This window comes from Nostoc sp., assembly GCF_036919675.1.
Lineage (GTDB): Bacteria > Cyanobacteriota > Cyanobacteriia > Cyanobacteriales > Nostocaceae > Nostoc.
The window spans coordinates 53,900-80,068 of sequence record NZ_JBALCP010000102.1 but is presented as its reverse complement, the minus strand read 5'-3'; the positions used below and the strand labels follow the sequence as shown (position 1 = coordinate 80,068).

The 26,169-nt window shown below is 39.8% G+C and carries 24 protein-coding genes and 4 tRNA genes; 10 read left to right on the top strand and 18 right to left on the bottom strand.

Going from position 1 to position 26,169, the window contains the following annotated elements; genetic code table 11:
- Positions 1 to 157 precede the first annotated feature (157 nt).
- Both V7K49_RS22695 and V7K49_RS22690 read left to right on the top strand, forming a co-directional pair.
- Positions 158 to 2,002: a transposase family protein gene (locus V7K49_RS22695; protein WP_335207610.1), complete on the top strand. Its 1,845-nt coding sequence runs from the start codon at positions 158 to 160 to the stop codon at positions 2,000 to 2,002.
- A gap of 5 nt (positions 2,003 to 2,007) precedes the next feature.
- Positions 2,008 to 2,928, top strand: a complete 921-nt coding sequence (locus V7K49_RS22690) for an ATP-binding protein (protein ID WP_335207608.1) — start codon at positions 2,008 to 2,010, stop codon at positions 2,926 to 2,928.
- Between the two features lie 128 nt (positions 2,929 to 3,056).
- On the opposite strand, the gene V7K49_RS22685 is transcribed toward V7K49_RS22690, so the two are convergent.
- The 3 genes from V7K49_RS22685 to V7K49_RS22675 form a co-directional block, all read right to left on the bottom strand.
- Complete coding sequence (locus V7K49_RS22685) at positions 3,057 to 4,370, bottom strand: hypothetical protein (protein WP_335207607.1); 1,314 nt, start codon at positions 4,368 to 4,370, stop codon at positions 3,057 to 3,059.
- Between the two features lie 104 nt (positions 4,371 to 4,474).
- Positions 4,475 to 4,759, bottom strand: a complete 285-nt coding sequence (locus V7K49_RS22680) for a helix-turn-helix domain-containing protein (RefSeq protein WP_335207605.1) — start codon at positions 4,757 to 4,759, stop codon at positions 4,475 to 4,477.
- Positions 4,752 to 5,063 carry a hypothetical protein gene (locus V7K49_RS22675; RefSeq protein ID WP_335207603.1) on the bottom strand — a complete coding sequence of 104 codons (312 nt, stop codon included), beginning with the start codon at positions 5,061 to 5,063 and terminating at the stop codon, positions 4,752 to 4,754. Before V7K49_RS22675 ends, V7K49_RS22680 begins: the two co-directional genes overlap by 8 nt.
- A 538-nt stretch (positions 5,064 to 5,601) precedes the next feature.
- On the opposite strand from V7K49_RS22675, the gene V7K49_RS22670 reads away from it, so the two are divergent.
- The 4 genes from V7K49_RS22670 to V7K49_RS22655 all read left to right on the top strand — a co-directional run bounded on the left by V7K49_RS22670 (position 5,602) and on the right by V7K49_RS22655 (position 10,233).
- A complete protein-coding gene (locus V7K49_RS22670) occupies positions 5,602 to 6,114 on the top strand; it encodes a TniQ family protein (RefSeq protein ID WP_335207601.1) in 513 nt (170 codons plus the stop codon).
- 452 nt (positions 6,115 to 6,566) lie between these two features.
- Positions 6,567 to 7,748: an ABC-three component system protein gene (locus V7K49_RS22665; RefSeq protein WP_335207599.1), complete on the top strand. Its 1,182-nt coding sequence runs from the start codon at positions 6,567 to 6,569 to the stop codon at positions 7,746 to 7,748.
- An 11-nt stretch (positions 7,749 to 7,759) separates the two neighbouring features.
- On the top strand, positions 7,760 to 8,260 hold the full coding sequence (locus V7K49_RS22660; RefSeq protein WP_335207597.1) for a three component ABC system middle component: 501 nt from the start codon (positions 7,760 to 7,762) through the stop codon (positions 8,258 to 8,260).
- 11 nt (positions 8,261 to 8,271) lie between these two features.
- Positions 8,272 to 10,233 carry a DUF3732 domain-containing protein gene (locus tag V7K49_RS22655; protein WP_335207595.1) on the top strand — a complete coding sequence of 654 codons (1,962 nt, stop codon included), beginning with the start codon at positions 8,272 to 8,274 and terminating at the stop codon, positions 10,231 to 10,233.
- Here V7K49_RS22655 and V7K49_RS22650 read toward each other — a convergent pair.
- The 7 genes from V7K49_RS22650 to V7K49_RS22620 form a co-directional block, all read right to left on the bottom strand.
- On the bottom strand, positions 10,230 to 10,934 hold the full coding sequence (locus V7K49_RS22650) for a M48 family metallopeptidase (RefSeq protein ID WP_335207593.1): 705 nt from the start codon (positions 10,932 to 10,934) through the stop codon (positions 10,230 to 10,232). The two genes, V7K49_RS22655 and V7K49_RS22650, sit on opposite strands and share 4 nt — an antisense overlap.
- A gap of 1 nt (position 10,935) precedes the next feature.
- Positions 10,936 to 13,986, bottom strand: a complete 3,051-nt coding sequence (locus tag V7K49_RS22645; RefSeq protein WP_335207592.1) for a type I restriction endonuclease subunit R — start codon at positions 13,984 to 13,986, stop codon at positions 10,936 to 10,938.
- A gap of 104 nt (positions 13,987 to 14,090) precedes the next feature.
- Entirely contained in the window at positions 14,091 to 14,480 is a 390-nt protein-coding gene (locus tag V7K49_RS22640; protein WP_335207591.1) for a type II toxin-antitoxin system VapC family toxin, read from the bottom strand.
- On the bottom strand, positions 14,477 to 14,713 hold the full coding sequence (locus V7K49_RS22635) for a type II toxin-antitoxin system Phd/YefM family antitoxin (protein WP_335207590.1): 237 nt from the start codon (positions 14,711 to 14,713) through the stop codon (positions 14,477 to 14,479). The genes V7K49_RS22640 and V7K49_RS22635 overlap by 4 nt, the downstream gene beginning before the upstream one ends.
- A gap of 257 nt (positions 14,714 to 14,970) precedes the next feature.
- Positions 14,971 to 16,281: a restriction endonuclease subunit S gene (locus tag V7K49_RS22630; RefSeq protein WP_335207588.1), complete on the bottom strand. Its 1,311-nt coding sequence runs from the start codon at positions 16,279 to 16,281 to the stop codon at positions 14,971 to 14,973.
- Positions 16,282 to 16,286: 5 nt separating this feature from the next.
- Positions 16,287 to 17,957 (bottom strand): type I restriction-modification system subunit M, encoded by a 1,671-nt coding sequence (locus tag V7K49_RS22625; RefSeq protein ID WP_335207586.1) that lies wholly within the window; start codon positions 17,955 to 17,957, stop codon positions 16,287 to 16,289.
- Positions 17,958 to 18,158: 201 nt separating this feature from the next.
- On the bottom strand, positions 18,159 to 18,359 hold the full coding sequence (locus V7K49_RS22620; RefSeq protein ID WP_335207584.1) for a ribbon-helix-helix domain-containing protein: 201 nt from the start codon (positions 18,357 to 18,359) through the stop codon (positions 18,159 to 18,161).
- A gap of 194 nt (positions 18,360 to 18,553) precedes the next feature.
- Here V7K49_RS22620 and cas12k point away from each other — a divergent pair, with 194 nt between their 5' ends.
- Positions 18,554 to 20,572, top strand: a complete 2,019-nt coding sequence (cas12k, locus tag V7K49_RS22615; protein ID WP_335207582.1) for a type V CRISPR-associated protein Cas12k — start codon at positions 18,554 to 18,556, stop codon at positions 20,570 to 20,572.
- 374 nt (positions 20,573 to 20,946) lie between these two features.
- Here the strand turns inward: cas12k and V7K49_RS22610 are convergent, their stop codons facing one another.
- Entirely contained in the window at positions 20,947 to 21,126 is a 180-nt protein-coding gene (locus V7K49_RS22610; RefSeq protein ID WP_335207581.1) for a hypothetical protein, read from the bottom strand.
- 308 nt (positions 21,127 to 21,434) lie between these two features.
- Here V7K49_RS22610 and V7K49_RS22605 point away from each other — a divergent pair, with 308 nt between their 5' ends.
- Complete coding sequence (locus V7K49_RS22605) at positions 21,435 to 21,611, top strand: hypothetical protein (protein ID WP_335207580.1); 177 nt, start codon at positions 21,435 to 21,437, stop codon at positions 21,609 to 21,611.
- Between the two features lie 392 nt (positions 21,612 to 22,003).
- Here V7K49_RS22605 and V7K49_RS22600 read toward each other — a convergent pair.
- The 7 genes from V7K49_RS22600 to V7K49_RS22570 form a co-directional block, all read right to left on the bottom strand.
- A tRNA-Ala gene (locus V7K49_RS22600) sits at positions 22,004 to 22,076 on the bottom strand.
- Positions 22,077 to 22,141: 65 nt separating this feature from the next.
- On the bottom strand, positions 22,142 to 22,870 hold the full coding sequence (locus tag V7K49_RS22595; protein ID WP_335207578.1) for an HAD family hydrolase: 729 nt from the start codon (positions 22,868 to 22,870) through the stop codon (positions 22,142 to 22,144).
- Complete coding sequence (locus tag V7K49_RS22590) at positions 22,867 to 23,040, bottom strand: hypothetical protein (RefSeq protein WP_335207577.1); 174 nt, start codon at positions 23,038 to 23,040, stop codon at positions 22,867 to 22,869. The genes V7K49_RS22595 and V7K49_RS22590 overlap by 4 nt, the downstream gene beginning before the upstream one ends.
- A gap of 336 nt (positions 23,041 to 23,376) precedes the next feature.
- Positions 23,377 to 23,448: transfer RNA gene (locus tag V7K49_RS22585), tRNA-Thr, on the bottom strand.
- 79 nt (positions 23,449 to 23,527) lie between these two features.
- Positions 23,528 to 23,613, bottom strand: a tRNA-Tyr gene (locus V7K49_RS22580).
- Between the two features lie 122 nt (positions 23,614 to 23,735).
- Positions 23,736 to 24,710: a quinolinate synthase NadA gene (gene nadA / locus V7K49_RS22575; RefSeq protein WP_334871128.1), complete on the bottom strand. Its 975-nt coding sequence runs from the start codon at positions 24,708 to 24,710 to the stop codon at positions 23,736 to 23,738.
- Between the two features lie 14 nt (positions 24,711 to 24,724).
- Complete coding sequence (locus V7K49_RS22570) at positions 24,725 to 24,880, bottom strand: hypothetical protein (RefSeq protein WP_157816437.1); 156 nt, start codon at positions 24,878 to 24,880, stop codon at positions 24,725 to 24,727.
- On the opposite strand from V7K49_RS22570, the gene V7K49_RS22565 reads away from it, so the two are divergent.
- Together V7K49_RS22565 and V7K49_RS22560 are read left to right on the top strand one after the other, a co-directional pair.
- Positions 24,860 to 25,780 (top strand): TIGR04168 family protein, encoded by a 921-nt coding sequence (locus V7K49_RS22565; RefSeq protein ID WP_335207575.1) that lies wholly within the window; start codon positions 24,860 to 24,862, stop codon positions 25,778 to 25,780. The genes V7K49_RS22570 and V7K49_RS22565 overlap by 21 nt on opposite strands.
- A 131-nt stretch (positions 25,781 to 25,911) precedes the next feature.
- Positions 25,912 to 25,996: transfer RNA gene (locus V7K49_RS22560), tRNA-Ser, on the top strand.
- Positions 25,997 to 26,169 lie beyond the last annotated feature (173 nt).

The window sequence follows — 26,169 nt, the reverse complement described above, 5'->3', positions numbered from 1 at the left end:
TTATCTTAATCATTCTGCAAACACTTTTAAATCAAATGATGTCAGAAATACTGTAAACTTTTAAAGTAAATGATGACATATTTTTTGAGAGCCGCTTATGCCCAGGAAGCCTACGAGCAAAGTCTTTCCAGCATTGGAGACTGAGAAGGCAGCAAAAATGGAGGAAGAACATACAAAGCACCTGCTTGTTAACGAAGATTCACCAGATTATCTTAAAAAGGTGGAATTAATTGATGGTATCCGTCAAGCACCTAACAAAGCAGCTCGTAGGGATGCGATCGCAGATGCAGCGAAAGCTCTGGATAAAAGCACTCGAACTATTAAGCGCATGGTAGAGAAAGTTGAACAGGTAGGGGTTGCGACTCTAGCTGTTGGGCGTAAGGATAAGGGACAATATCGTATTTCTAAACAGTGGCATGATTTTATTGTGAACCTTCATGAATGGGGTAACAAAGAAGGTTCTCGGATCAATCACAATCAGATTTTTGTGTATTTAAAAGCTTTAGCTTTCAAAGGAGAGAAACTGCAACATAATAAATATGATGAAAATTTTCAAGGATACTCTCAGGTGAGAGAAGATTTAATATTAGGAAAGTACCCTTCTCATGTCACTGTTTATAAAATCATTAATTCCTATCTACAAGAACAAGATAGTACAGTTCGCCATCCAGGTTTACCGATAGAAGGAAAAATTCTTCAAACAACTGAAGGTATTTTAGAAATCACCCACAGCAATCAGATTTGGCAAATAGACCATACTATATTAGATATTTTATTGATTGACGAAAAAGATAGGAAAGTTATCAGTCGTCCATACATCACCTTGGTAATGGATAGTTATTCTGGTTGTGTCACAGGTTTTTATCTAGGTTTTGAATCTGCTGGCTCACATGAAGTTGGCTTGGCTCTACGTCATGCAATTCTGCCAAAGCACTACGGAGCGGAGTACGAACTCCAAAAAACATGGCAGATTTGTGGAATTCCAGAATATATAATGACAGACCGTGCAAAGGAATTTAAGTCGGAACATTTAAAACAAATTTCACTACAGTTAGGTTTTATACGACGTTTGCGTGCTTTTCCCCAAGCAGGTGGTTTAATTGAATCGATATTTGACAAGATTAATAAAGAAATTTTGTCTTTCTATGGTGGATACACTGGTTCAAGTATTGAAGAACGTCCTCGAGAAGCAGAAAGAACTGCCTGTCTGACGCTGGATGATCTAGAGAAAATATTAGTGAGATATTTTGTAGATCACTATAATTGTCATAATTATCCAAGAGTCAAAAATCAAAAACGTATTAAGCGATGGAATTCAAGTTTTTTACTAGAAGAACCTGAGCTTATTGATGAGCGTGAACTAGACATTTGTTTAATGAAAGTTGCGTATCGCAATGTAGAAAAACATGGTTCTGTGAATTTTCTTGGTTGGGTATATCAAGGAGATTACTTATTAGATTATGAAGGTAAGCAAGTTTCTTTAAGATATGATAAGCGTAATATTACAACAGTTCTTGCTTATAGTCGCCCTATTAACGGTGAGCCAGGAGAGTTTATTGGGATTATGCAAGCTAGAGATTGTGAACGAGAAAGGATGTCTCTGGCCGAATTGAATTACATCAAGAAAAAATTGCGGGATGAAGGTAAAGAAGTTGATAATTCTTCTATTTTGAATGAGCGGTTGTCTAGATTCGAGGATGTTGAGCAAAAGCGCAAGGAGAGACGCAGACAACGCCGTAAACAGGCCCAACATCAACATGAGGTTAAGTCTAATAAATCAACAGTAGTTGAGTTATTTCCTCAAAATGCAGCAGTGGAGGAAATAACCGTATTACAAGAAAATTTAACATCTACATTTGACGCAGGTTCACAAGACATTGTAAATTCAGTAGATAAGCAAGTTACACAGAATAAACCTGATACTAATCAAACAGCCAAAGCTAGACGACGACCGAGGGTAGGTGTAAATGATTGGAATCAATTCATGAGGGATAATTGGTAAGTGAAATGTCGGAGACAAACTTAGCCCATGTCAATCTCAAATTTCAACAGCAGTCTAATGCAGGTTTTCAATCTGCCGAGGAACAACGGCGATCGCGAGAAATTCAGGCTGAGGTTGAGCGGATTGGTAAAGCTGACACTTACTTTCCCCTAGACCGCGATACAGAATTGTTTGACTGGCTTGATGACCAGCGTGATGCAAAACTCTGTGGTTATGTTGCATCTGCTACGGGTTCTGGCTTATTAAAAGCCAGTCAACTGTACAGGACGCAATATGTTAAACGACGAGGGACGCTTTTGGAAATTCCTGCAACTGTTATCTATGCAGAAATTCATCAACATGGTGGGCCAACGGATTTATATTGCTCCATTATGGAAGAAATAGGTCATCCACTTGCTCATGTTGGAACACTTCGAGATTTGCGATCGCGGGCATGGGGAACTCTCAAAGCTTATGGTGTCAAAATACTCATAATTGGTAATGCCGACTATTTAACTTTGGAAGCCTTTAATGAGCTAATTGATATTTTTACAAAACTGCGAATCCCCGTTATCTTAGTTGGGACTTACTATCTAGGTGATAATATTATTGAACGGAAAAGTCTTCCATACGTGCGTGTTCATGACTCATTTTTAGAGTCATACGAGTTTCCTAATTTAGCGGAAGAAGACATTATTGAAGTTGTAGACGACTGGGAGAAAAAATTTCTTCCTGAAAATCGTCGATTAAATCTTACTAAAATTCAGAACGTAGTTTCTTATTTGCGGCTAAAGTCTGGAGGCTTGATAGAGCCTTTATATGATTTACTTCGCAAAATTGCAATATTGAAACTAGATGAGCCAGCCTTTGAATTGAGCCAAGCTAATCTGACTAGAAAATTTGGGAGACGAAAAGAACCAAAAGTTAAATTTAATAGAAAAGGCTGAATTTTTGCTTGCTCTATATCTAAAGCTGTTAGGAGTTTAACGGTAATACTTTACAACCTTACTTATAAAAAAACCTTTTGGGCAAGTTATCGGCGAATAAATATTGCAGGATTATGGAACTTAATCTGTTAGCCGAGATTTTCACCAGTTACAAAACTCAGCGTTTGCTCAATTGATTTCAGGGCTGATTGAATATCTGTACTCATAGCATCCGCCTCAGCTTTAATTACAGCCACACTCTTACCAACTTCTGTCAGGGATTTTTTCATGGTTCTAATTCTGCCCAAAGCTGTGCGAATTTGCTGAATTTGTTGTTCAACAGCAATCACATCCAGTTCTGATTGAAAGGTACGTAATTTATTTAACCTTTGCTGGATTACCAAAAAGCGGATAGCAATGATTAAAAATGGATGGGTTGTGGCGATCCAATAACCTGACTCAGTAACTCCCTCTGCCCAGTCGCCTATTTCCTGCGCTAACCCTTCACGGGAATAACTTAAAAAAATTGCCGAATTCGCAGAACGTCGCACCATTGCTGATTGTAAATGTTGAGTGATTGCTTGGCGACCAAAAGGTTTTGAGGGCCGGTTTCTTAGCTCGATCACAATTGATACTTCGATTGCAGCTAGCGATTTACTCGTAAACTTTACCAGAATATCGCCAGTGTCTCCATCATGACCAATATACTCTACCTCTGCGCCACTCAACTTTGACCAATTTTGCAGATCGACAACGACTAGTTCCTCATAAGTTATGCCTTTTGTAGTTGTCTGCGAAAGTACTTGTTGTGTTACCTGTTGATCTCGAATTTCCCTAGTCAGTTTTTCTACTTGTTCAGCTAGCGGTTTGACCGACTCAGAAACCACATTTTTTACTGCCACTGCCAGAGTACCGTTTTCCTTAGTGGCATTTACTAATGCTGCTTTAAATGCCCCCTGAATAGAATCAGAGCGTTTAGCATCTAAAAGTTGACGTAATGAACAGAGAAAGCGGCCAACAACAGAAGTTTCCCTGGCGGGGTCAATTTCGTGTGTAAGCAAAGTGCCTACGCTATTGAGTTTTTCAGTGAGGATGGCTGAAGTGAGATTAATTTGATTTTGTAGTGGAGCTAACAATTGACCATTATCTGTCCCTACTTGATTAACTAATTCCTGCCCAAAAGACTCAGCTATTACCCTAACTGCCTGCTGAAACTCCACCAATAAAGATTCCATCTGCTGCTTAATTAATTCATTGCCATGACGGGTTTGAGCCGTTTGCAAGCAAAGAAATCCTAACTCAAAAGCATCCCGACAAATATCCTCGTATTCTGACTGGTGAAATTGTTGTAAGTAGCTGATGGCATTTTTGAGAGGGATTGCCATGCGATAAATTAGGACATGGTTTTCTGTTAATTCAATACTGGGGGGCAGGTAATAGGAGTCATTGGTGGAGGAGTTCATGAACAGTAAGTAGGCTGGTGACGATAAATTGCACCCTACTACCTATTTTTTATATCGGTCAAGGTGATGGAGAAAAGTTTTGTCAATTTGCAAAAATTGAAAAATTAATTTGGTGGTTGAGAATTATGCCACTGTTCCAAGAGAGGATTAATTACTTCGGTGTTGGCGAAAAGAAAATCAGCCACAGCCATAATTCTCTGGTAAGGTAATCCAGCTTCTCGGCGGCTAGCTTGTCCACCCAACCAGTGATAAGCCGTCGATTTAGAGATGGTACAGATTTTTGCTAATTCTTCATAACCCAATCCCCAACGGTAACTAAACTCTTGGGGAGACATAAACATTTTGTTGTGTAATTCTAGCAATTGCTGATGTTGTTGAGCTTCAGACATGATTGCCCTGAAGCCTTGACAATGATGAATTATCCAGAGGTTCGATATCTTCCTCGAAAGCGAAATCGCAGGTGCAAATTTCACGAGAGGGACTGCGCTGATCAAAAAGAACTAGGTAGTGTAATCCAGTGGCAATACAACTAGCTTGTTGGGTGTATATGACTCCAATGATGCGACCAAAATCGCCGTTGGGTACTTGAAACCATCGTACCCATTCACCGAGATGAAATTTCTGCTGAGGTAATTTGCTGGGAATAACCTCCGGTAAGGCCACTGGCGGTATTTGGGGGAGAATATCAGGCATAGGGTTTTCTCATACCTCAAAAATTAGGCATTTTTCGGGTGATTGCAAACATTAAATTAATTTTTTCCAATATTGTTACTTTAACAGAAGAACCTTGCTACACATTATTAAACATTGTTAAACATTTTGCAGTGATATGATGAACTGGCGATAAATCTTTCTAGAGATGATGAGCTAGAGCGATCGCGTACAAACTTCTGTATAATTTCCCAAAGATATCCACGAGGCTTTGGTGAGATTGGCGCACGAAGAACGCCATCTCCATTAGTGATCTTGTCGTGAAGACAGTTAGTAAGACAGTTGAGGATTCGGGTGTCTAAAAACTCTGAGGCAAAATTCCTAAAATTTATGTTCGCACTTATCTGTAGTATTATTCGGTTAACCGAATCTAATTGTTCGGTTAACCGAATAATACTCTAAACATCCAGAATTTCAACCAGCTTGCTGCCAATATACCTGACTGAACTGCTATGGCAGTTGTTCAACAGTTTTATTTTCCTGGTTTATGGCAAGCCCTTTAGGTATTGAAATGTAACTTATGGAGCCAGAAACTGTTCAACATCCACCTTGGTATATCGAACCCCAGGAAGGGGAGAGTATCAGCCACTATTTTGGTAGATTTAGGCGACACGAAGCAGTTTGCGTATCGTATCCAGGAACTTTAAGTAAAGCCGCAGGAATTGGCCCAGTATTAGCAAGATGGGAGAAATTTCGATTTAATCCGTTTCCTAGTCAAAAGGAATTAGAGGCGATCGGTAAATTAATTGGCTTGGAAGCAGACCGAATTGCTCTAATGTTCCCTCCCAAGGGTGAAAAAATGAAAATAGAGCCAATACGCTTGTGTGCTGCGTGTTATGGAGAGCAAGCATTTCATAGATTGGAGTGGCAGTTTCAATCAAAGGTGGGGTGTGATAGTCATAAACTACGTTTGTTATCAGAGTGCCCCTATTGCAAAGAACGTTTTTCTATCCCTGCTTTGTGGGAAAACGGAGAATGCAAAAAATGTCATGCTCCTTTTAGAAGTATGGCAAAGCGACAGAAAGCTTATTAAGCAATACTTCCATTTGATTTTTTATTGCTTTACCCAGGCGTTTCAGAGCTTGCCATTACCTATCATTTGGATCAAAAACCCGATTTACGTCTGCTAACCAAATTTTGTTGCAAGATATATCTTATAGTACAAATATTCTATATACTAAAAGTTAAACGAGTTCTGAGTGTGTTTACATAAGTTCAACATGAGCAAAAAATATTAGTACATTATTGAATTTTGAAGATTGCTAGCATAGTTTTTTGAAATATGCGACTATGACCAGTAAGTGACCATGAATTACAGTCAGCCATGTATCAAGCTAATATACTAAGTTCTTTATATGTCACAGTACTTTGAGGAATGACAAATAACATAGGTTAGATTTTGATTCTAATATATAAAAAAAGTTGTACGAGATAGACAAATTGGCTTTGGCTAGTAAGTTAACTTAGTCGAGGTGAGTAAACGATATGAGTACAGGGTTTTCAGCAGGTTCACAAGCGCTTGGATATATGTTCCAAGCACGCTATGCTCTGTATTTAATTTTAACTAATAAAGAAGAATTAGAGCTTGCAGTTGAGAGTTTAGACGATATCACATTTTTTGAGGAAGAAAATAATCCTACAGAATTATTACAGTTGAAGCATCATACGACTCAAGCTTCTTTAACAGACAGTAGCACTGACCTTTGGAAAACTCTTCGTGTCTGGAGTACCCAACTGCAAGAAAACAAAATTTCTTTACCTGATACGTTGCTAACTTTAGTAACTACGGCTGAAGCTCCTGAAACTTCTGCTGCATTTTTATTGCGTCCTATTAAAGCTAGAAACGCTAAACTTGCTCTCCAAAAACTTATTGAGGTTGCCAATAAATCAAATAACCAAGCTCTAACTAAATCTTTTGAAGCATTTAAAGCTTTAGATCATACACGAAAAGAACTCCTAATTGACTCTATACAAATTATTGATGGTTCTCCAGATATTATTGACATAACACCGAAAATTAAAGAAAAGTTGGTTGCAGTTAGGAGAGAACATCGAGATGGTGTTTATGAACGGCTAGAAGGCTGGTGGTTTGCGAAAGTTGTAAAGCATCTTCGTGACGATTCTGTTAACTTCATATCGGGTTTTGAAGTGCGCGAGAAAATTTGCGAGATTAACGACCAATTTAAACCTGATGCTTTGCCAATTGACTTTTATGATTTAGAAATTCCTGAACAACCTGATATTTCACAAGACAATAGATGTTTTGTTGATCAGTTAAAAGAAATTGCTGTTCATCACAAGCGAATTGAAAACGCCATATTAGACTACTACAGAGCATTTGAGCAGCGTTCTCGGTGGGCGCGTGAGGAACTATTGTTTGGAGGCGAAATTGAAAAATATGAGAGAAAGCTAATAGATGAATGGGAGCGTTATAAGCTTGCGCTTCAAGATGAAATGTTAGACGGTAATGATGATGAGCTTGAATATAAGAAATTCGGTAGAAAAGTATTTAATTGGATGGAGCGAGATGCTAACATTTGTATTCGTGATCAAGTTACAGAACCATACGTAATGCGTGGTAGTTATCACATACTTGCAGATGAACGCCGCGTACACTGGCATCCCAAATTTTTAGAAAGACTAACTCAGTTATTAGCTAGTGTCTAGGAGAGAAATTTGTGCAATCTTGGGAGCAGCGTCCATTTGAATATGCCAATCTTCTAAATCCGGCTTTTTGTTCGATTCTGCTGCGAAATGCCATCAAGAACTATCACGCTCAAAAGAAGCAGGGTATGCCATATTCTCTTCTTTTTCTCGTTCTGCCGCTTGTTCTTCATGGCTCAACGAGAAATGCTTTACCAAAAACAACAGTAACTAAGTTACATATTTGGCTGCAAAGACAGCCTGAAGCTCGTGTTGGATTTGGCGATCGCACAAGTTACTTAGTCCCTTACACAAAAGAAGCTTTAGCTTTTGGAATGCAAACTGGTATCGTTAATATCTGTGACGATGGAAAATTCACTTATGTAAACGGTAAATTAAAGCGTATATTGGCTGTATCATGGTCTGAAGATACGGAACCATATAGCTGCTGCAAGAAAGCTGAATTTGTTGGACGTTGGCTTGCTCAAGCAGGAGAAGTATCAACAATTTATACTATGTGGGGCATTTGTCCGTAAAGTTACTCTGTATGCAAATCAAGTCCATAACTCTCTACAATTCTGTCGGGAATAAACGAACTATAGACTTTAAATTAGGAAAAGTTAATATAATTACTGGCGATTCCAGTAGAGGTAAATCTGCTCTCCTTGAAATTGTGGACTATTGCCTTGGACGGACAGAATTTCGGATTCCTGATGGTGTTATACGAGATAAAGTTGCTTGGTATGCAGTTCTTTTTCAAATTAATAAAAATCAGGTTTTTATTGCAAAACCTAAGCCATCGGAAAATAGTGCTTCACAGAATCAAGTCTATTATGATTTCGGCACTAATATTGTCATTCCTGAGTTAGCTCAACTAGAACCAAACTCTAACGACGATGCGATAAAGAATTCTTTATCGGAATTAATTGGAATTTCTGCTAACCAAACTATTGTTGAAGAAGGAGGATCAAGACAACAATTTGAAACAAATATAAGACACGCGGTTTATTATCTTTTTCAAAAACAGGGTACTATTGCAAATCAGGATATTTTATTTCATCGTCAGCAAGAGAATTATATCCCACAAACAATCAAAGATACAATTCCATATTTTTTAGGTGCAATTCAAGAAGATAGACTTAAATTGCAAAAAGAACTGCATCAAGCTCGTCAGAAGTTAGGGGAAGCTCAAAGTAGCCTTAAAGAAGTAGAAACGATTACAAAAAAAAGAGTTGTTATAGGTAGTAATCTTCTGATTGAGGCTCAACAAGTAGGTTTAATACATTCTAATTTTATTGCTAAAGATGCGACTGATATTTTCGATGCACTCCAGTCTACTTTGCAATGGGGAGTAACTGAAGTTATACTTCCAGGAAATGATCAGTTTCCAGAACTACAGGCTGAAGTTGAAGAAATTCGCCAAAATTTCAAACAAATACATGAAAAAATTATTGCTACAGAAACTTTTTTAAAAAAAGAAACAGGTTTTTCCAAAGAAGCCAATCAACAACTATTAAGACTAGAATCTATAAATTTGTTTAAAACTGAGAATAGTTATCCAAATGAGTGTCCTTTCTGTAACTCTAGTTTACCAGAACCTATTCCCAGTCTGTCCGCAATGAAAGAATCTTTGATAAGTTTACAAAATAATGTCAAAAATGTAGAAGTTAGCCAGCCAAGGCTACTTGAGCATATTCAACAACTTAAAGAACAGCGTGAAACGCTAAGATTAGAGATTCAAGAAAAAGAAATAGCTATTAAAGCTGCTATAGATGAGCAAGAAGCAGCCCAACAAATTCGTGATACTAACGCTCATATAGCTCGCACAGTGGGTCGTATTAGTCTATATCTCGAAACTTTAGAATTTACAGATGAAAATTCTCAAATACGCTCAGATATTGAGCAATTGAAGCAACTAATTGCCAGTTACGAACAACAACTAAATATTGGTGAAATAAAAGCAATTTTAGTTTCCATATTAAATCGAATTGGACAACAGATGACAGAATGGGCTAAACAACTAAAACTTGAACATAGTGACTCTCCCTACCGATTTGAATTAAATAAATTGACTGTAATTGCAGACCGACCTGAACGACCAATCCCTATGGCAAGAATGGGAGGAGGAGAAAACTGGCTTGGTTGTCACTTGATTACACTTCTTGCTCTACACAAACATTTTGTTGAACGCAAACGTCCAGTGCCGCATTTTTTATTTTTAGATCAGCCTACTCAAATTTATTTTCCATCAAACGAAGGGTATCTAAATTTACAGGCAACACCATCAGATGAAATCAGTGGTGCGAATACTGACATGGCAGCAGTTGAAAGGATGTTTAATTTTATATTTGATGTATGTGAAGAACTATCTCCCAATTTTCAAATCATCATTATGGAACACGCAAATCTCGGTAATAATGAGAGGTTTCAAAATGCTTTAGTAGAAGAACCTTGGACTGACGGAAGGGCGTTAGTACCTGAGAATTGGATATCTAGAAGTCAAACTTAGTAACTTCCAAGGGGAGAACGCTTTAACTCATCCTTATAAAATCTCCAATTCGGCAGAAATTTATTCATCAAAGCCACGAAGCGATCGCCATGATGACGTTCTAACAGATGTACCATTTCATGAACTACAACATACTCTAGGCAGTGCTTGTCTTTTTTCGCTAGTTCCAGGTTTAGCCAGATGCGTTTGGCTTGGATGTTGCAAGTACCCCATTTGGTTTTCATCAGTTTTATCCCCCAGTCCTCAACATGAACGCCCATGTTCTGTTGCCACTTGGCGATTAATTGGGGAATCTCCTGTTTTAACTGCTGTCGATACCAGGACATCATGACTTGTTGGCGTTGCGCTTCATTACTTCCTTCTTTTACATAAAGGTCAATATATGTATTATTTCTAACTTCTACTTTGCCAGTTCCCTGGTAATAAATGACATTTAGTAAATAGCGTTTACCTTGAAAATAATGGCTTTCACCAGATACAAATTCTCTTGGGGATTGGCGTTCTTGTGCTGCAAAGTTAGCTTGATGCTTTTTAATCCAGCCTAGTTTGGAGATGGCGAATAAACGCACTGCTTCGTCATCTATGTGTAGGGGTGTGGCGATACGTACCCGACCATCAGGGGGATGCACTGCTAAGTGTAGGTTTTTAATGTCTTTTCTGGCAACGTCTATGATGAGTTCACCGATGGTTATTTGGTGCATTTTAATACTCACTTTGGCTTTTGACTATTTCAAAAATGCGTTCTAAATCTTCCGAAGAATCTAGATGTTGTTTAATCACATTTTTTACTTCGCGTTCTTTGATTTTGTTTCCCCGCCAACCATCTTTTTTGGTTTTGCGAATCGCTGCATCTATCGCTAAAGCTAATACTTCATCTTGATTCAGGTTGTCGTATAACGCCCTTTTAGCGCGAGAGTTCAATGATTGAGGATACTGTGAGGAACTGCTAGGTTGAACAACTTGTTTACTTAACTCAACAATTTTCTGCAAGTAGGCTTGATAGTCTTGGCTGGCTGCTTTTCGGACTTGGATTAACTCATCCAGCAGCGTGGACATTTTGTCGAAGTATTTGGGGTTAGTTGGCTGCTGATCAATAATGACTTTGCGTAAGTTATTTTCGATGGTTTCGGCTACGGCTGTTGAGTTTTGCTTGATGCTTTTGGGTAATGCGTCAACTGCATCTACACCGCGATCGACAATCAACTGAATTAGTGTCATGTCGTCAAAGGCTGAGATAACTTCGCTTTCTTCTGCACCGATATAGCTATCAATCAAGTGACGCATGGCGGGTTCATAGGTTTTTAAGTCGATATAATCGCCACTGCGTAGTTTTACTTCGGCGCGTACCTGTTCGTAATATTTAACTTCTTGTTTAATAATTTCGATTTCTGCTGGGGTATATCCGGCTTCCACCATGTCATTAGCTAGGTTGGCGTAGGCTCGAATTAAAACGGCTGTGTATTTATAGAGTGCAAGGCGTTTTTGCTGGTTGTCTTTGAGCTTGTCTGGCTCGTCGTTAGCACCACCAAAATAGCGTCCATAAGCATCGGTGTCTTTGGGTGGCTCCACTGGTTCACACAGAGCTTTGATGCTTTCTCTGGCAATTTCTAGGCGCTCCCTACCCTTGATTAATCTGTCGCTTAATAGCCCATCAACATCGTCTATTTCATAATCTTCAAAGGCTTCATAAGTATAGTCATTTACTGATTTTTCTAAGATTTTAAATAGGTCTTTGTAGTCGATAATGTAACCACATTCTTTATCTTCCCCATCTAGGCGATTAACGCGACAAACGGCTTGAAATAAACTATGGTCACGCATAGATTTATCGATGTAAAGATAGGTGGTTGGAGGAGTATCGAAACCCGTCAGCAGCTTATCCACTACAATCAACAGCTTCATTTGCGCGGGTGATTCGATAAATTTCTTTTTGACTTCTTCCTCAAATTTCTCTAGCGTTTTGCCATTGAGCATTTTTTGATAAATTTCGTACTGCTTTAGCTTTTGGGTGAGTTCATCTTCTCCCGTGCTTTCACCTTTAATACTCTGGGGAGAGGCATCATAGGAAGTAAGAATGGCACATTTTGTCAAGCCAGCATTTTGGAATAACTCGTAATATTTGCAAGCTTCATAAATACTGCTACTGACGAGCATGGCATTGCCTCGACCGTTTTGCAGGCGGTCTTTAGTATTAAAATCTAGGATGATGTCGGCAACAATTTTTTCTAGTCGTGATTTGGAACTGAGGACTTTTTGCATCGTACCCCAGCGTTTTTTGAGTTCGGTTTTGGCAGATTCGGTTAAGTTTCTAGTTTTGGCTTCAAACCACTGATCAATTTTGGCTGGTGAGGTAATGTACTGGTCAACGTTGCGGGCTTCGTAGCGTAAATCTAAGACAACTTTATCGGTTACAGCTTCATTAAATTTGTAGGTGTGAATGTAATCACCAAAAACTTCGATGGTTGTTTGTTTGTCTTTTTTGAGTAGGGGTGTACCAGTAAAACCGATAAACAAAGCATTAGGCAGAATTTTTTTCATCGCTTTGTGCAATTTGTCTGACTGGCTGCGGTGACATTCATCGACAAAGACATAAATATCGCCTTTGGCTTGAAAATCTTGGGGTAAACTGCGCTTGAGTTCGGCTATGTAGTTGTCGTAGTCGGCTTGAGTTTTTTTACCGTCTTTTCTGCCAAATTTATGAATTAAAGAGCAGAGCAACCAAGGAGTAGTATTATTCAGTTGGGTAATTAAGTCTGCACCGCTTGTAGTGCGATAGATATTTTCATTGACCCCTAAAAACACGCTTTTAATTTGCTGGTCGAGTTCATCACGGTCAGTAATAATTAAGACACGAGCATTAGAGTTATATTCCCGAATCCATTTGGTCAGCCAAACCATTGTCAGGCTTTTACCACTGCCTTGGGTGTGCCATATAATTCCCCCTTCTCGACGGTGGATGTAAGTTTGGGAAGCTTTAACGCCAAAATACTGGTTATGACGGCAGAGTTTTTTGATACCACTGTCAAAGACAACAAAGTTGTGGATGAGTTCTAAAAAACGCTCTTTTTCACACAGTTGCAGCAGATTTCTGTCTAAGAGTTTTTCGATGTGGCTGTGACTATCTTCTTTCCAGGTGAGGTAATACTTTTCTGGGGTTTCTATGGTGGCGTAGCGGAGTCCTTCGGTGTCGTTACCTGCCATGACAAACTGCATGGTGTGGAAGAAGGATTTAATAAAGATTGATTTTTGGTTGTCGAGGTTCTGGCGGATGCCTTGGGAAACGGAGATAGTGCTGCGTTTAAGTTCGAGGACACCAAGGGCGATGCCGTTAACATACAGTACAATGTCTGGGCGTTTGGTGTTTTCGCCTTTGACGGTGACTTCTTCGGCAATGCCGAAGTCGTTTTCTTGGGGTTCTTCCCAGTTAATTAGCCAAAGGGTTTGGGTGTTCTCGCCAACTTCTTCTTTAACTTTGACCCCATAGCGCAGCAGGCTGTAAACTTCTTTGTTGATGTCATAAAGACCTTTGCTTTGGTCGCCTGCGACTTTGTTGAGTTCATCCAAGGCTTTGGTGATAAGGCTGTTGCTGTAGCCTTGTTTGTCGCACAGGAAGGCGGTGAGGATGTCGGTTTCGATGTTGCTGTTGTTCGGTCGGTCTTGCCAATTACCCAGATAGCGATAGCTTAATTGTTGTTGGAATAGTTGCACTATGCGGTTTTGGGTTTGGCGTTCTGGTTGTGCGAACTGGCTCATAGCAACTCTCTCACTGTTATAATCACTGATTTACTCAGCTTTAAAGATGACACTATTTATCAAAGTATGTCATCTTTAATTTGTGTCAACCGTGAATTTTCTGTCTAGCTTAATGTTTGTAACCAGGAAGTACCCGTGAGATTGGTATCAACTGTAGCTAATGTCAACTGGTGGTAAACTGCGGCGGCTGCAATAAAGCGATCGCCTGGGTCTTGATGTGGTAGCTTAATCTGACGGCTTAAAATAGCGATGTGGTGGTTAAGTGGAGCTTCACGCATTTCTAAGGTATTTAAGGCTAAATCGATCCATGTAACTGGATTAGGCTGTAAAGATATTCGTCCTTTTTCTGCTAAAAGTAGCGTTTCCCAGATACTAATTGGACTAAGCCAAAGTTCGGTTGTTGCTGCTGCGATGGTGGTTTGCAGCCCAGGAGATAGGCGTTCGTTACCCAGCAAATACCAAAGCCAGATGTGAGTATCAAGTAATAGCTTCACTGGAGTGCTTCCCATGTGGTAGCAGGGATTACTGGAGCAATTACGTCTCCCAATATTTCGCCGCTACCCTTCATTACTCCAAATGCTGGGCGTTGGGGTTGAGGAGTGGCAGGATAGATAATAACTAAGGGTTCTCCGTCATGGGTGACGGTTACGGGTGTTTTAGTGCGTTGTATTTCTGCAAATATTTGTTGCAGGGTTTCAGGTAGTTCGCTAGTAGCAATGTGTTCCATAGTACGATTTAGCTCTTATTCCTGCTTCTATAGTTAAGTATGATTAATCTATAATTTCATTATATTGGTTAGGATCATCTAGATTATTTTGTATCTTTTTAATATCTGCAAATATTTGCTCTTTGCTGACATTATCTAACCATTGATGACGTTATTGGATATAGTCTCTTTTCCCACTGTCAAGTAAATGAATAAATCGCACGGCATCAGCATAACCCAAAGCATCTACTAGGGCTTGAAATCCTTTTCTATATAATTCAATCGGGGTCATTTTCTTCTCCTTCTACTTTTAAGCGCGTTTTTCCGGTGAGAAGTTCTTGCATCATGCCCTGTTTTATGGTTTTGTATTTATCGCGCTTTTGTTCTATGGCTGCGATTTCTGCATCCATGTCGCTGAGGACTTGGGCGATCGCTTTTTGTTCGGGTAGTGGGGGGAGATAGATTTGTAATTTTAAAAATTCTGTATTAGTAATATGAACTTGGGTACTTCCAACCATGATATTTTTCATGAGATTTCTATATTCCCAACTGTTGGACAGTTGAATAATGAAGTCTATATCAATATCTTCATCCTTAACTTTAAATCCATAAACTCCTTGTGCAAGAATAAAAATATCATTAGTTTTAATTTTTACGATTAGACCAATAGCTGGGCCACTGGGAACTAAATCTCTCAGCACTACTATTGTGTATGTGTTGTCTACAAGATTTGATTTATGAATGTCTGCATACTTAACACTGCAATATTGCAATTTATCTTTTTCAATAGTTAAAATACCTCCTTTACTAACTGCCCCTTTCGGCAAAACTTTAACTCCATTTTTTGTAAAATCACTTGGAGCAAGAGGTGCGCCTCCTTTAAAATCAGTGATATAGTTCCCCAACGTCTTCACCTCCCACTCGCCACTAAAACCAGGCAGGCCTTTTTTGCCCGTGAGGAGTTGCTGCATCGTGCTTTGCTTGGTGTTACGCTTTTTGGTGATGAGTCGATCGCACTCTGTAATTAGGGCATCGACATCACTGAGGGATTGGGCGATCGTTTTTTGTTCTTCTAGTGTTGGAGGGAGAGGAATTTCAAAGGATTTTATTTGTCCAAAATTTAGCCCTTGTCTATTTCCACCTGCCTGAAAAGCATCTATTTGCTTTTGACCTTTATTTGAAAGCAAAAAGCAATTGAGGAAATAGGAATTGAGTTCTTCCTCTATTGGTCGAATGATGCAAACGTGCTGATTAACATTTCCGTTAACCACTCTTTTATCAGCAACAGCACTTCTGCCAATTGAAGCACCAGTTATATTTAAAAAAACATCACCCTCCATAATTTCAGTATTTTTAAAAGTGTCATGAGTTACATCATCAATATATGCAATATCTTCTAATGATATCTGTCCCCATCCTACATTCTGACTTCTCACAAAAGGTCTACCTTCCTTTTTGTAAACTTTTGCACCACCAGTAGGGGTTATTCCACTTCCGATCTTGGTAGTTTTTTCACCTAAAAAATGAATCTCCCAATCCTCCGAGAGCAAACCTATCTTAGTCTGTTTATAGCCTTGTGGTATGTTCATGCTAATCACCACACAAACCCCATTCTCTGCAAATGCCCCTCAACCTTAGCCGTCAACTCGTCAACCTTACTCGTCAACTGCGGCAAAGGCGTGTGTTTCCCTTGCCATCTTTCAAAAACTGCCCGAATTTCTTCCCCATAGCTGATAAATTCAGGATGGGCAAAAATACAGGCTTTCACCTCCGAACTTGGAATTTTCAGCATTAAGTAACCTGGCCGATCTGCTACCGTAAATAAATCCTGTTGCAGCGTCGGGTAAACCTGCCAATAATTGCTCAAAGCTTCAATATCTTGCTTGGGTATCCCCCCCAAAAGATGCGCCTCAATATCCTGAATATCTTCCTCTTCCTGAGAGTCGATATAACGGGGAATATTCAGGTTGTACTCATGCCCCTCAATTTCCCCAAGCGACACCATCCGCGAATATTTCGCCACCTCAAGCTGTTTGTTGAAGACATCAACAATTTTATGAATATCTTGCTCCCGCAGGCGGTTTTTATTGCCGTCTTTAACAAAAGTCTTGCTGGCATCAATCATAAAAATGCCTTGGCGATTTTCGGCATTTTCTTTGTCTAAAACAATAATGCACGCAGGAATACCTGTCCCAAAAAATAAGTTCGGCGGTAGCCCAATAATGCCTTTGACAATGCCCTTGCTAATCAGATTTTTCCGAATTTCCGCCTCTGCATTCCCCCGAAACAGTACCCCATGCGGCAGAATAATTGCACCTTTACCGTTGCTTTTGAGCGATCGCACTATATGCAGCAAAAAAGTATAGTCGCCATTTTTAGCCGGAGGGATGCCATAGCCATCAAACCGTTGAAACTTATCCTTAACTAGATCAATTCCGTTACTCCAAGCCTTGGAGGAAAACGGAGGATTAGCCACAGCGAAATCAAAAGTTTTGAGGCTACCATCCACTTCTTTAAAGTAAGGAGTTGATAAAGTATTGTCCTGCCAAATCTCTGCCGTATCATGTCCGTGCAGAATCATGTTCATCTTAGCCAACGCGCGAGTAGCGTTGTCCATTTCCTGCCCGTAGATAGTTAAACCGTGTTCCGCCTCATCCGCAGCCTTAATTAACAGAGAAGCACTACCACAGGTTGGGTCATAAATTGTTTGATCCTGGCTTTTGGCTAAATTAACGCCAATAACTTTAGAGATGACGCGGGAGACTTCCGCCGGAGTATAAAATTGTCCCTTACTTTTACCTGATTGTGTGGCAAAGTTCCGCATCAGGTACTCATAAGCATCGCCCAGAATATCATCACCATCGGCGCGATTTTTACTAAAATTAAGTGCTGAGTTCTCAAAAATACGCACTAAATTGGAAAGCCTGTCCTGCATTTCCTGACCTTTGCCCAGCTTGTCGGCATTATTGAAATCAGCTACATCAATAACACCCTTTAAATCATTAGCTTCGGCTAAATTGGCGATAATTTTATTGATACCATCCCCGATATTTTTCTGTCCTTTCAGGGCAACGATATCCTGAAAGCCTCCACCTTCAGGCACTTCAATCAGGGCATCTGCTACACCAGCATATTTATCAGATACATATTTAACGAACAATAATACCAGTACATAATCTTTATACTGCGAGGCATCCATACCACCCCGCAGTTCATCACAGCTTTTCCATAACGAACTATATAGTTCACTTTTCTTAATTGCCATTTCGTGTAGCCTTCAACAGACATCCCCTGCTCAACTTTGCCAGACGTTTTCAAGCCCATCTGACACTTTGCTTTGAAGTTTTTACATCGTTCAAAGAACCAATAACATACCACACGCAAGGATTTTGCTCATGTAGTGGCTGAGGATATATCGTATACCACGAATCCGAAAATTGTCTTACTTGTAACGGATACAACATAATTATTGCGGCGAATTCTGCTTCTTGTCTCGTTCTTCAACTGCCTTACTGACAATTCGCACCACAAGATTACTGATGGGACGGTCTTCTTCCTCCGCCCATCTCACCAAAGCCTCATGGATATCTTTGGGGAAATATATCGAAGTTTGTACGCGATCGCTCTGGCTCATCAACTCTATAAGGATTTGTCGCCAATCCATCATAGCCTCACAACCTTGTTACAAGGCTCAATAATGTTTAACAATGTGCAGCAATGTTTTTATGGTAGATTGAAAACTATCGAGATTTTTTTTATGGCGATCGTGTCAAGTGGCGATCGTCATCTGATGAAGACGAATAAGTAATTAGTTCTAAGTACACAAATAAAAATTATTTATTTAGTGGAGATTTGGTAACTATGAGCCGCAATAGTAAGAATAATTCCAAAGGTTCAACCCTAAAAACTATACGATGTCATCTAGACGCTAGCGAAGATATACTTCGTAAAATATGGGAAGAAATGACTCAAAAGAATACTCCTCTAATTATTAAATTGTTAAAAAGTGTAAGCAAACAACCGGAATTTGAAACCAATAAACAAAACGGAAATATAACTAATAAAGAAATCACAAATTTACGTAAATCTATAACAAAGGATTCAGAATTGGAGGAACAGTCAGGTCGTCTTGGATCATCAGCAGACTCTTTTGTAAAAGAGGTTTATTCTGCATGGCTTACTTCATATCAAAAACGAGAAAAACAAAAAGAGGGTAAAGAGTACTTTCTTAACAATATACTCAAAAGTGATGTTGAACTTGTGGAAGAAAGTAATTGCGATTTACAGACAATACGTTCTAAAGCACAAGAAATACTTAGTCAACCGGAAGAATTCTTAAAACAAATTAATAATGCGAATAAAAAACAAACAAAATCCAGCCCGAAAAGAAGTAAAAAAAATAGTGGAAAACAAAATAGCGCTCCAAAACAAGATGTCAATAAAAATATTCCCAAAACATTGAATGGAATTTTATATGAGATTCACAGAACAACACAGGAAGTTGTAACACGCTGTGCAGTTAGTTATTTGCTCAAAAATTATAATAAGGTCAGTGAAGTAGAGGAAAATATCAAAAAACTTGAAAAACGTCGTACTGAAAAAGAAGTCCAGATTAGACGTTTGGAGAAACAGATTCAAAATAACCGATTGCCTAATGGTAGAGATATAACTGGAGAAATATATAATGAGGCATTTGATAATTTAATAAATCAAGTACCTAAAAATAATGAAGAGTACAAGGAATGGATAGATAATCTATCTAAAAAAACATCTAATTTACCATATCCAATCCATTATTTGTATGATGATTTAAGAGGTTGTTATAAAAACGAAAAAGGACATATTTTCGTTTACTTTAATGGCTGGGCTAATTATCACTTAAAAATTTGTTGCAATCAACGGCAACGTCATTTTTTTGAACGCTTTCTAGAAGACTACAAAACTTTTAAAGAAAGCGAAAAAGGTGAAGAAAAGCTTTCAGGCAGCTTGTCTACACTACGTTCTATACAGTTATTATGGCAACAAGGTGAAGGCAAGGGTGAACCGTGGAAAGTTCATAAATTAGCGCTACATTGCACCTATGATGCTCATCTATGGACAGTAGAGGGTACTGAGGAGGTTAGAAAAAAAAAGACTGCTCAGGTGCAAAAAGTAGTAAGTGAAGCAGAGGATAATAAAAATAAAAGTTTAGATGAACAGGAACAAAAAAACCTGAAAGCAAATCAATCTTCGCTGTCTCGACTTAATAATTCATTCACTCGTCCTAGTAAGCTAGCTTATCAAGGTCAATCTAACATAATTGTTGGCATCAGTTTTCATCCTGTTGAGTTAGCAACGGTTGCTATAATTGATATAAATACCAAAAAAGTACTTGTATGTAAAACAGTAAACCAGTTACTAGGCAATGCTTTTCACCTGTTAAGCCGTAGACAACGACAACAAGTACATTTAAGAAAAGAGAGAGAAAAAGCTCAGAAAAAAGATTCGCTATGCAATATGGGTGAATCGGAACTAGGGGAATACGTTGATAAATTACTAGCAAAGAGAATAGTAGAAATCGCTAAGTCCTATCAGGCAGGTTGTATTGCACTACCTACATTAAAAGACATAAGAGAAATTCGCACCAGTGCAATTCAAGCAAAAGCTGAGACTAAAATTCCCGGAGATGTAAATGGTCAAAAATTATACGTTAAAGAATATAACCGTCAAATACACAATTGGAGTTACAACAGACTCCAAGAATGCATAAAGTCGAAATCTGCTGAATTAAAAATTAGTATTGAATTTGGCATTCAGCCCCATTATGGTACTCTGCAAGAACAAGCCAGAGATTTAGCATTTTATGCTTACCAATGTCGAATTAATACTATTAGTAAATAAAATTTCTATTCAAAAAGTATGATTTAATAGGACACGGTTTAGTTAAGCATTTCTCCCTTCTCTCTGTGTCCTCTGCGCGTAGAGTAGATTGCCGCAGGCTACCCTCGGCGTCTACGTTAAAAGATATTAAGTTTGACAAAAAGTTTTAGCCTTAACTGAACCGTATTGTGATTTAATAGACGTTAAATCGGTGCCGTCGTACATGCTCTTTTGAGCCTTAACTGTATGATGCTACAGTATTAACCCCTTTATGTAAATACTGTGGAATGGGTTAGTTTAACGTTTGGAAAAGCGTATTCTTTCTGACCCTGGTAGCTGCCAACTCTACCTATGCGGTCATCTAAATGTTTGTTAGCAGTAATTGCTTGGGTAAGCTAATGTTGCTGGTAGATGAGAAAGTACTCGCACCGAGACGCATGGGAAGTATAAGGTGTTAGGGTTCCAAACAGCCCAGAACCTTTGCTCTTGACATCAAACTCTTTTAGCTTGGTGTTAAGTGCCAGAGCGGCCTGTACTACTAAAATCTTAGATTTTGGTTTTACGAGGAGTGTCATTACCTCTTACTTTACAACTAAAGTAAGGGTACGGGTATACCGTCATGGTGGCTACCGAACTACCACCCCCTAATTTTTATTTTTGGCAGGTCAAAGCGGGGGCAAAATCCCTGGGGTGCTGCCAAATGTTCAAAACTCGTGTCTGCACTGGGTATTACTATTTTAGTCATGAAGAAAATTTTATTCATTGACTGTAGAAAATAGGAATTAAAGGAGGCTTGTCAATTTTGCCTTCAGAAACCCTTGTTGGCAAGAGTTTTCACGGGTGCGGTTTCCAAAGCCCTCTCGTTAGGTGGTGGGTTGAAAGAATGACAGATCCATCTCACAAAGCTAACGGAAAAGGTTTCCAAAGCCCTCTCGTTAGGTGGTGGGTTGAAAGAATCAGGATATCTCTGACGGGCTTGTTTAGCGGTGTTTCCAAAGCCCTCTCGTTAGGTGGTGGGTTGAAAGTTCTGATCACCGAAGTAGGCGCTTTGGTTATATAATTTTGCATTAGGGTGGTTTGAAAGGAGCGCTGCGATCGCACGTAAGACGTAGCTATTTTATAGTAGTGATGCCTCTGCTTGAGTAAAAACAAGAAAAGAAGAGGTAGTATATTTTTGTGATTAGACTGCAAATAAAACGCTTTAAAGCTAGTCTTGTAATTCAAGAGCCTTGGGCTTGCTGTAATCTATTAAATTAGAAAACATATATTTGTCCGAGTTTTACAAGCTAATTTTGGACAATAATTCTTTAAAACTGGTTTCAACTCTGGACAACAATTCTTTAAAACTGGTTTAATTGCTGAAAGTCTCGAAAATGGGTGACCTATGTTCCCGAATTTCGTAAAATTGGACAATAATTCTTTAAAACTGACAATAATTATTTAATGGACACATGGAGAATAACGGATTTGAACCGATGACCTCTGCGGTGCGATCGCAGCGCTCTACCAACTGAGCTAATTCCCCTTAATGAGCGGTGAGTTAAGAGTAATATCACTCCTTAGCTCAACACCCGCTCACCATAAAGTATTCTAACACTCAGTTACCGATGGCTGAGGCTGTTTTTGGGAATAAACCTTCTGCACACGTTCCAGTTCCAAATCACTGAGATAATCAACAGTCCAGTTACAGCAGCGCTGGAGCATATGGAATGGGTAAGTATTCGCTACACCTACAACTTGCATTTGTGATCGCTTTGCTGCTGCTATACCAGCTGGAGTATCTTCAATTGCCAAACACTCTTCTGGTTGAAGATTCAATTCCGGATATGCTTTATTCAGGCGTTTCACTGCCAGTAAATAACCATCAGGTTCTGGTTTACTGGTGGTGATGTCATCACCCGCGACGATAATTTTAAAATGTTCGGCTAGTTTAGCTCGCTGGAGTACCAGTTCTATTTCTTTACGAAAAGCGCCACTGACTAATCCTAGTTTCAGATTCCGCGATCGCACCTGAAATATTAAATCTTCTACGCCTGGATATAAAGGCAGTTTCTCTATTTTCTCTAGTTCCACCACATAGGCTTGGGCTTTACGGTACAGCAACTGAGTTAAATAGTTTTCATTATCTACTCTACCACGATTTGCGAGTAATTGCTGAAAACAAGCGCGATCGCTGCGTCCAAGAGAAGCTTGACGCTCATCGACGCGTTGGGGTTGGAGATTTTCTTCCATGAGAATCTCATCTATCAGTTGCAGGTGGATTGGTTCATCGTTAATGATCACACCATTAAAATCAAAGAGAACTGCCTTTAAACTCATGCCATTATGCCAAACGCTAAAGATCCTATTCCCTTCAAATCATTATTATCTATTGATGTCGGAGTGGACTCGCGGATATTTTCAGTTGTGATCAGTTTAACGCCGCTAGTTACTTGATGTATCCACCATACTTCCTGCGATCGCACAGCTTCAAATCTGTCTGCACCCATATATCGGGTCCATGCTCCCAGCAGCATACTCACGAATATATGGCTCCTCAATAAATATAATTAACCCATTCTAAGTCAGGCAGAGGCTTCTAATTACGACTCATTTCATTGCTCATGAGTATTGTAAACCCAGGATAAACTCATTTGCAGCAAGCCCCATAAACTAAATCAATTTTGGTGCATTGGCGCAGCCTGCCGTAGGCATCGCCCACACTACCACTACTTAATTTATGTATCTTAAAAGAATCAACCAGCAAAATTTTGTAAGCTGGAAAAATTATCAGTAGCTTTCAGGCTGCATATTTCATAAAAACTTTGATTTTTACTATCAAAATAAGCCCGTGACGAGGATTGAACTCGTGACCTCACCCTTACCAAGGGTGTGCTCTACCACTGAGCCACACGGGCGAAATATAATTTTTGTTGTAAGTTAGAATGCTGGGAGTTTTGATGCTCACCCAGTCATTATAACTTATAACTTCGTAAGTGGTGGGCCGGGCTGGATTTGAACCAGCGTAGGCGCTAGCCAACGGATTTACAGTCCGTCTCCATTAACCACTCGGACACCGACCCAATTTGTCTCACGATTTAAAATATTAGCACCATCTTTTATAAATTGCAAGTGCTTAGAAAAATAACTTGTGGGTAGAGACGCAGTTTTGTTGCGTCTCTACCATCTGGATAAAAAATACTAATTACATACTCATCTCCAGCATTCGTTGCATTGGTCGCAGTGCAGCAAGGCGGATATCCTCTGACATGGTAATTTCGGGAGTACGATTTTTCATTGCCCAGTAGAGTTTTTCTAGAGTGTTTAACCGCATAAATGGACATTCGTTGCAAGCGCAGTTATTCATCGGCGGTGCAGGAATAAAATGCTTGTCAGGAGCTAGTTTTTGCATTTGGTGAATGATTCCAGGCTCCGTAGCAACGATAAATTCTCTAGCAGGGCTGTTTTGACAATAGTTGAGTAAAGCTGCCGTGGAGCCAATAAAGCTGGCGTGGCGCAATACACTACTTTCACATTCTGGGTGGGCGATCGCCTCTGCTTCTGGGTGGGCAATTTTTAACTGGACAATTTTCTTTTCCGAAAAGGTTTCATGGACAACACAGCTACCTTGCCATAGCACTAAATCTCGTCCAGTCTGCTCCATGACATACCGCCCCAAATTCCGATCTGGGGCAAAAATAATCGGCTGTTCCTTCGGTATCTGCTCCACAATTTTCACAGCATTGGAACTAGTACAAATAATATCGCTCATCGCCTTAATATCAGCAGAGCAGTTGATGTAAGACACCACCAGATGATCTGGATGCGCTGCCTTAAAAGCTGCAAACGCCTCTGGTGGACAACTGTCGGCTAAAGAACAACCAGCATTCAAATCTGGTAAAAGTACTAATTTATCAGGATTAAGTATCTTTGCTGTTTCTGCCATGAAGTGAACACCAGCAAAGACGATCACATCCGCATTGGTTTTTTCTGCTGCTTTCGCCAGTTGTAATGAATCCCCAATAAAGTCTGCAATATCCTGAATATCTGGCTCTTGATAATAATGCGCCAGAATAACTGCATTGAGTTCTTTTTTGAGACTCTCAATGGCGGCAAACAAATCTAGTGGTAGTTCACCCGGTTGGGTTTTTTCTCGTTGAGCTAGTGCAGTAGTAAACACAGTTAGGGGGTGCTCTAAGTTGCAAATTTATGTCCTGTGGAATCAATTATAGTAGTTTTTACCAAAAATAGTGGGCGGTTGATATTTTCGGGTTGTGTCCAAATCGGGCTGAGTTTCATATCCTGGAGATAGACGGCAAGGAAAGTGGCATGACCAGTCAGAAAACTCAATTGATAACCCTCAAAATTGCTGTAGTTGGAGATGTTCACGACCAATGGGAAGTGGAAGATGGTATTGCACTCAAGCATCTGGGTGTTGACTTAGTGCTGTTTGTGGGGGATTTTGGCAATGAATCGGTAGAAGTGGTCAGAGCGATCGCCACTCTCGATATTCCCAAAGCAGCCGTGATGGGCAACCACGATGCTTGGTACACCGCCACCGAATGGGGACGCAAAAAGGCTCCTTATGACCGCTCTAAGGAGGACTGGGTACAGGAACAACTCGATTTATTAGGCGCGTCCCATGTCGGTTACGGTAAGCTAGATTTTCCCGATTGGAATTTAACTGTAGTGGGGGGTCGTCCCTTTACCTGGGGTGGTCCAGAGTGGAAATTCGCGGAAATCTGTAAACAACGTTACGGTGTGACGAGTTTGGAAGAATCTGCCGATCGCATCGTTAAAGCGGTGAAAAGCGCCGCTTACGAGACGATTATATTTTTGGGTCACAATGGGCCTAGTGGGTTAGGCGATCGCCCCGAAGACCCCTGCGGCAAAGACTGGCACCCAATTGGGGGCGATTTTGGTGATCCAGATTTTGGCGAGGCGATTTCTCAAGCCATGACTGCTGGTAAAACCATTCCCCTGGTGACATTTGGTCATATGCACCGAGATTTACGCCATACCAAGAAGGTGCAGCGCAAGCCCATCTTTAGAAGTCCAGAGGGGACAATTTACTTGAATGCAGCCACAGTGCCCAGGATTGTGGAAAATGGCAGCGAGAAGTTGCGTAATTTTTCCATTGTCTCCCTAGAGGCAGGTATGGTTTCGCAGGTTTCCCTAGTTTGGGTGGGCAATGACTTCCAGGTGGCTTCAGAGGAAATTTTGTATGAGCGATCGCGTAGTGTGTCGTAGATATTGGCATCTACTAGTGCAATCTGCGTAGATGATACGATATAGTATGATCTGTCAGCTTTAGTGCTAACCAACAAAAGCGCCTGAATAGCGTCTGAAAGTAGGGAAATCACAAGTTTGACAGATTTACTGGAGAGGTGGCAGAGTGGTCGATTGCGTCCGACTTGAAATCGGATGAGGCTAAAACCTCCGGGAGTTCGAATCTCCCCCTCTCCGTTGAATGATTTGTGTATGATACATTACAGATAAACTCTCTGACTAACAAATTCAAGTTTATGAGAGTGAATCAAAGTTATATTGTATATAACAGTAAGCCTAAAGATAGCCCTGCTATCATTCAAGATATTAGGATTCAGATATGTCATTCAGCAACAAATTATGATTTGCTG

What these genes read in the sequence shown, in the direction of transcription:
- V7K49_RS22650 (WP_335207593.1), bottom strand. Translation starts at nt 10,934, where the DNA reads ATGCACCAAATAACCATCGGTGAACTCATCATAGACGTTGCCAGAAAA.
- V7K49_RS22625 (WP_335207586.1), bottom strand. Translation starts at nt 17,957, where the DNA reads ATGGCAATTAAGAAAAGTGAACTATATAGTTCGTTATGGAAAAGCTGT.
- V7K49_RS22695 (WP_335207610.1), top strand. Translation starts at nt 158, where the DNA reads ATGGAGGAAGAACATACAAAGCACCTGCTTGTTAACGAAGATTCACCA.
- V7K49_RS22610 (WP_335207581.1), bottom strand. Translation starts at nt 21,126, where the DNA reads ATGACACTCCTCGTAAAACCAAAATCTAAGATTTTAGTAGTACAGGCC.
- V7K49_RS22590 (WP_335207577.1), bottom strand. Translation starts at nt 23,040, where the DNA reads ATGGGTGCAGACAGATTTGAAGCTGTGCGATCGCAGGAAGTATGGTGG.
- V7K49_RS22665 (WP_335207599.1), top strand. Translation starts at nt 6,567, where the DNA reads ATGAGTACAGGGTTTTCAGCAGGTTCACAAGCGCTTGGATATATGTTC.
- V7K49_RS22670 (WP_335207601.1), top strand. Translation starts at nt 5,602, where the DNA reads ATGGAGCCAGAAACTGTTCAACATCCACCTTGGTATATCGAACCCCAG.
- V7K49_RS22690 (WP_335207608.1), top strand. Translation starts at nt 2,008, where the DNA reads ATGTCGGAGACAAACTTAGCCCATGTCAATCTCAAATTTCAACAGCAG.
- V7K49_RS22645 (WP_335207592.1), bottom strand. Translation starts at nt 13,986, where the DNA reads ATGAGCCAGTTCGCACAACCAGAACGCCAAACCCAAAACCGCATAGTG.
- V7K49_RS22605 (WP_335207580.1), top strand. Translation starts at nt 21,435, where the DNA reads ATGACAGATCCATCTCACAAAGCTAACGGAAAAGGTTTCCAAAGCCCT.
- V7K49_RS22630 (WP_335207588.1), bottom strand. Translation starts at nt 16,281, where the DNA reads ATGAACATACCACAAGGCTATAAACAGACTAAGATAGGTTTGCTCTCG.
- V7K49_RS22565 (WP_335207575.1), top strand. Translation starts at nt 24,860, where the DNA reads ATGACCAGTCAGAAAACTCAATTGATAACCCTCAAAATTGCTGTAGTT.
- V7K49_RS22680 (WP_335207605.1), bottom strand. Translation starts at nt 4,759, where the DNA reads ATGTCTGAAGCTCAACAACATCAGCAATTGCTAGAATTACACAACAAA.
- V7K49_RS22685 (WP_335207607.1), bottom strand. Translation starts at nt 4,370, where the DNA reads ATGAACTCCTCCACCAATGACTCCTATTACCTGCCCCCCAGTATTGAA.
- V7K49_RS22595 (WP_335207578.1), bottom strand. Translation starts at nt 22,870, where the DNA reads ATGAGTTTAAAGGCAGTTCTCTTTGATTTTAATGGTGTGATCATTAAC.
- V7K49_RS22675 (WP_335207603.1), bottom strand. Translation starts at nt 5,063, where the DNA reads ATGCCTGATATTCTCCCCCAAATACCGCCAGTGGCCTTACCGGAGGTT.
- V7K49_RS22635 (WP_335207590.1), bottom strand. Translation starts at nt 14,713, where the DNA reads ATGGAACACATTGCTACTAGCGAACTACCTGAAACCCTGCAACAAATA.
- V7K49_RS22620 (WP_335207584.1), bottom strand. Translation starts at nt 18,359, where the DNA reads ATGATGGATTGGCGACAAATCCTTATAGAGTTGATGAGCCAGAGCGAT.
- cas12k (WP_335207582.1), top strand. Translation starts at nt 18,554, where the DNA reads ATGAGCCGCAATAGTAAGAATAATTCCAAAGGTTCAACCCTAAAAACT.
- V7K49_RS22655 (WP_335207595.1), top strand. Translation starts at nt 8,272, where the DNA reads ATGCAAATCAAGTCCATAACTCTCTACAATTCTGTCGGGAATAAACGA.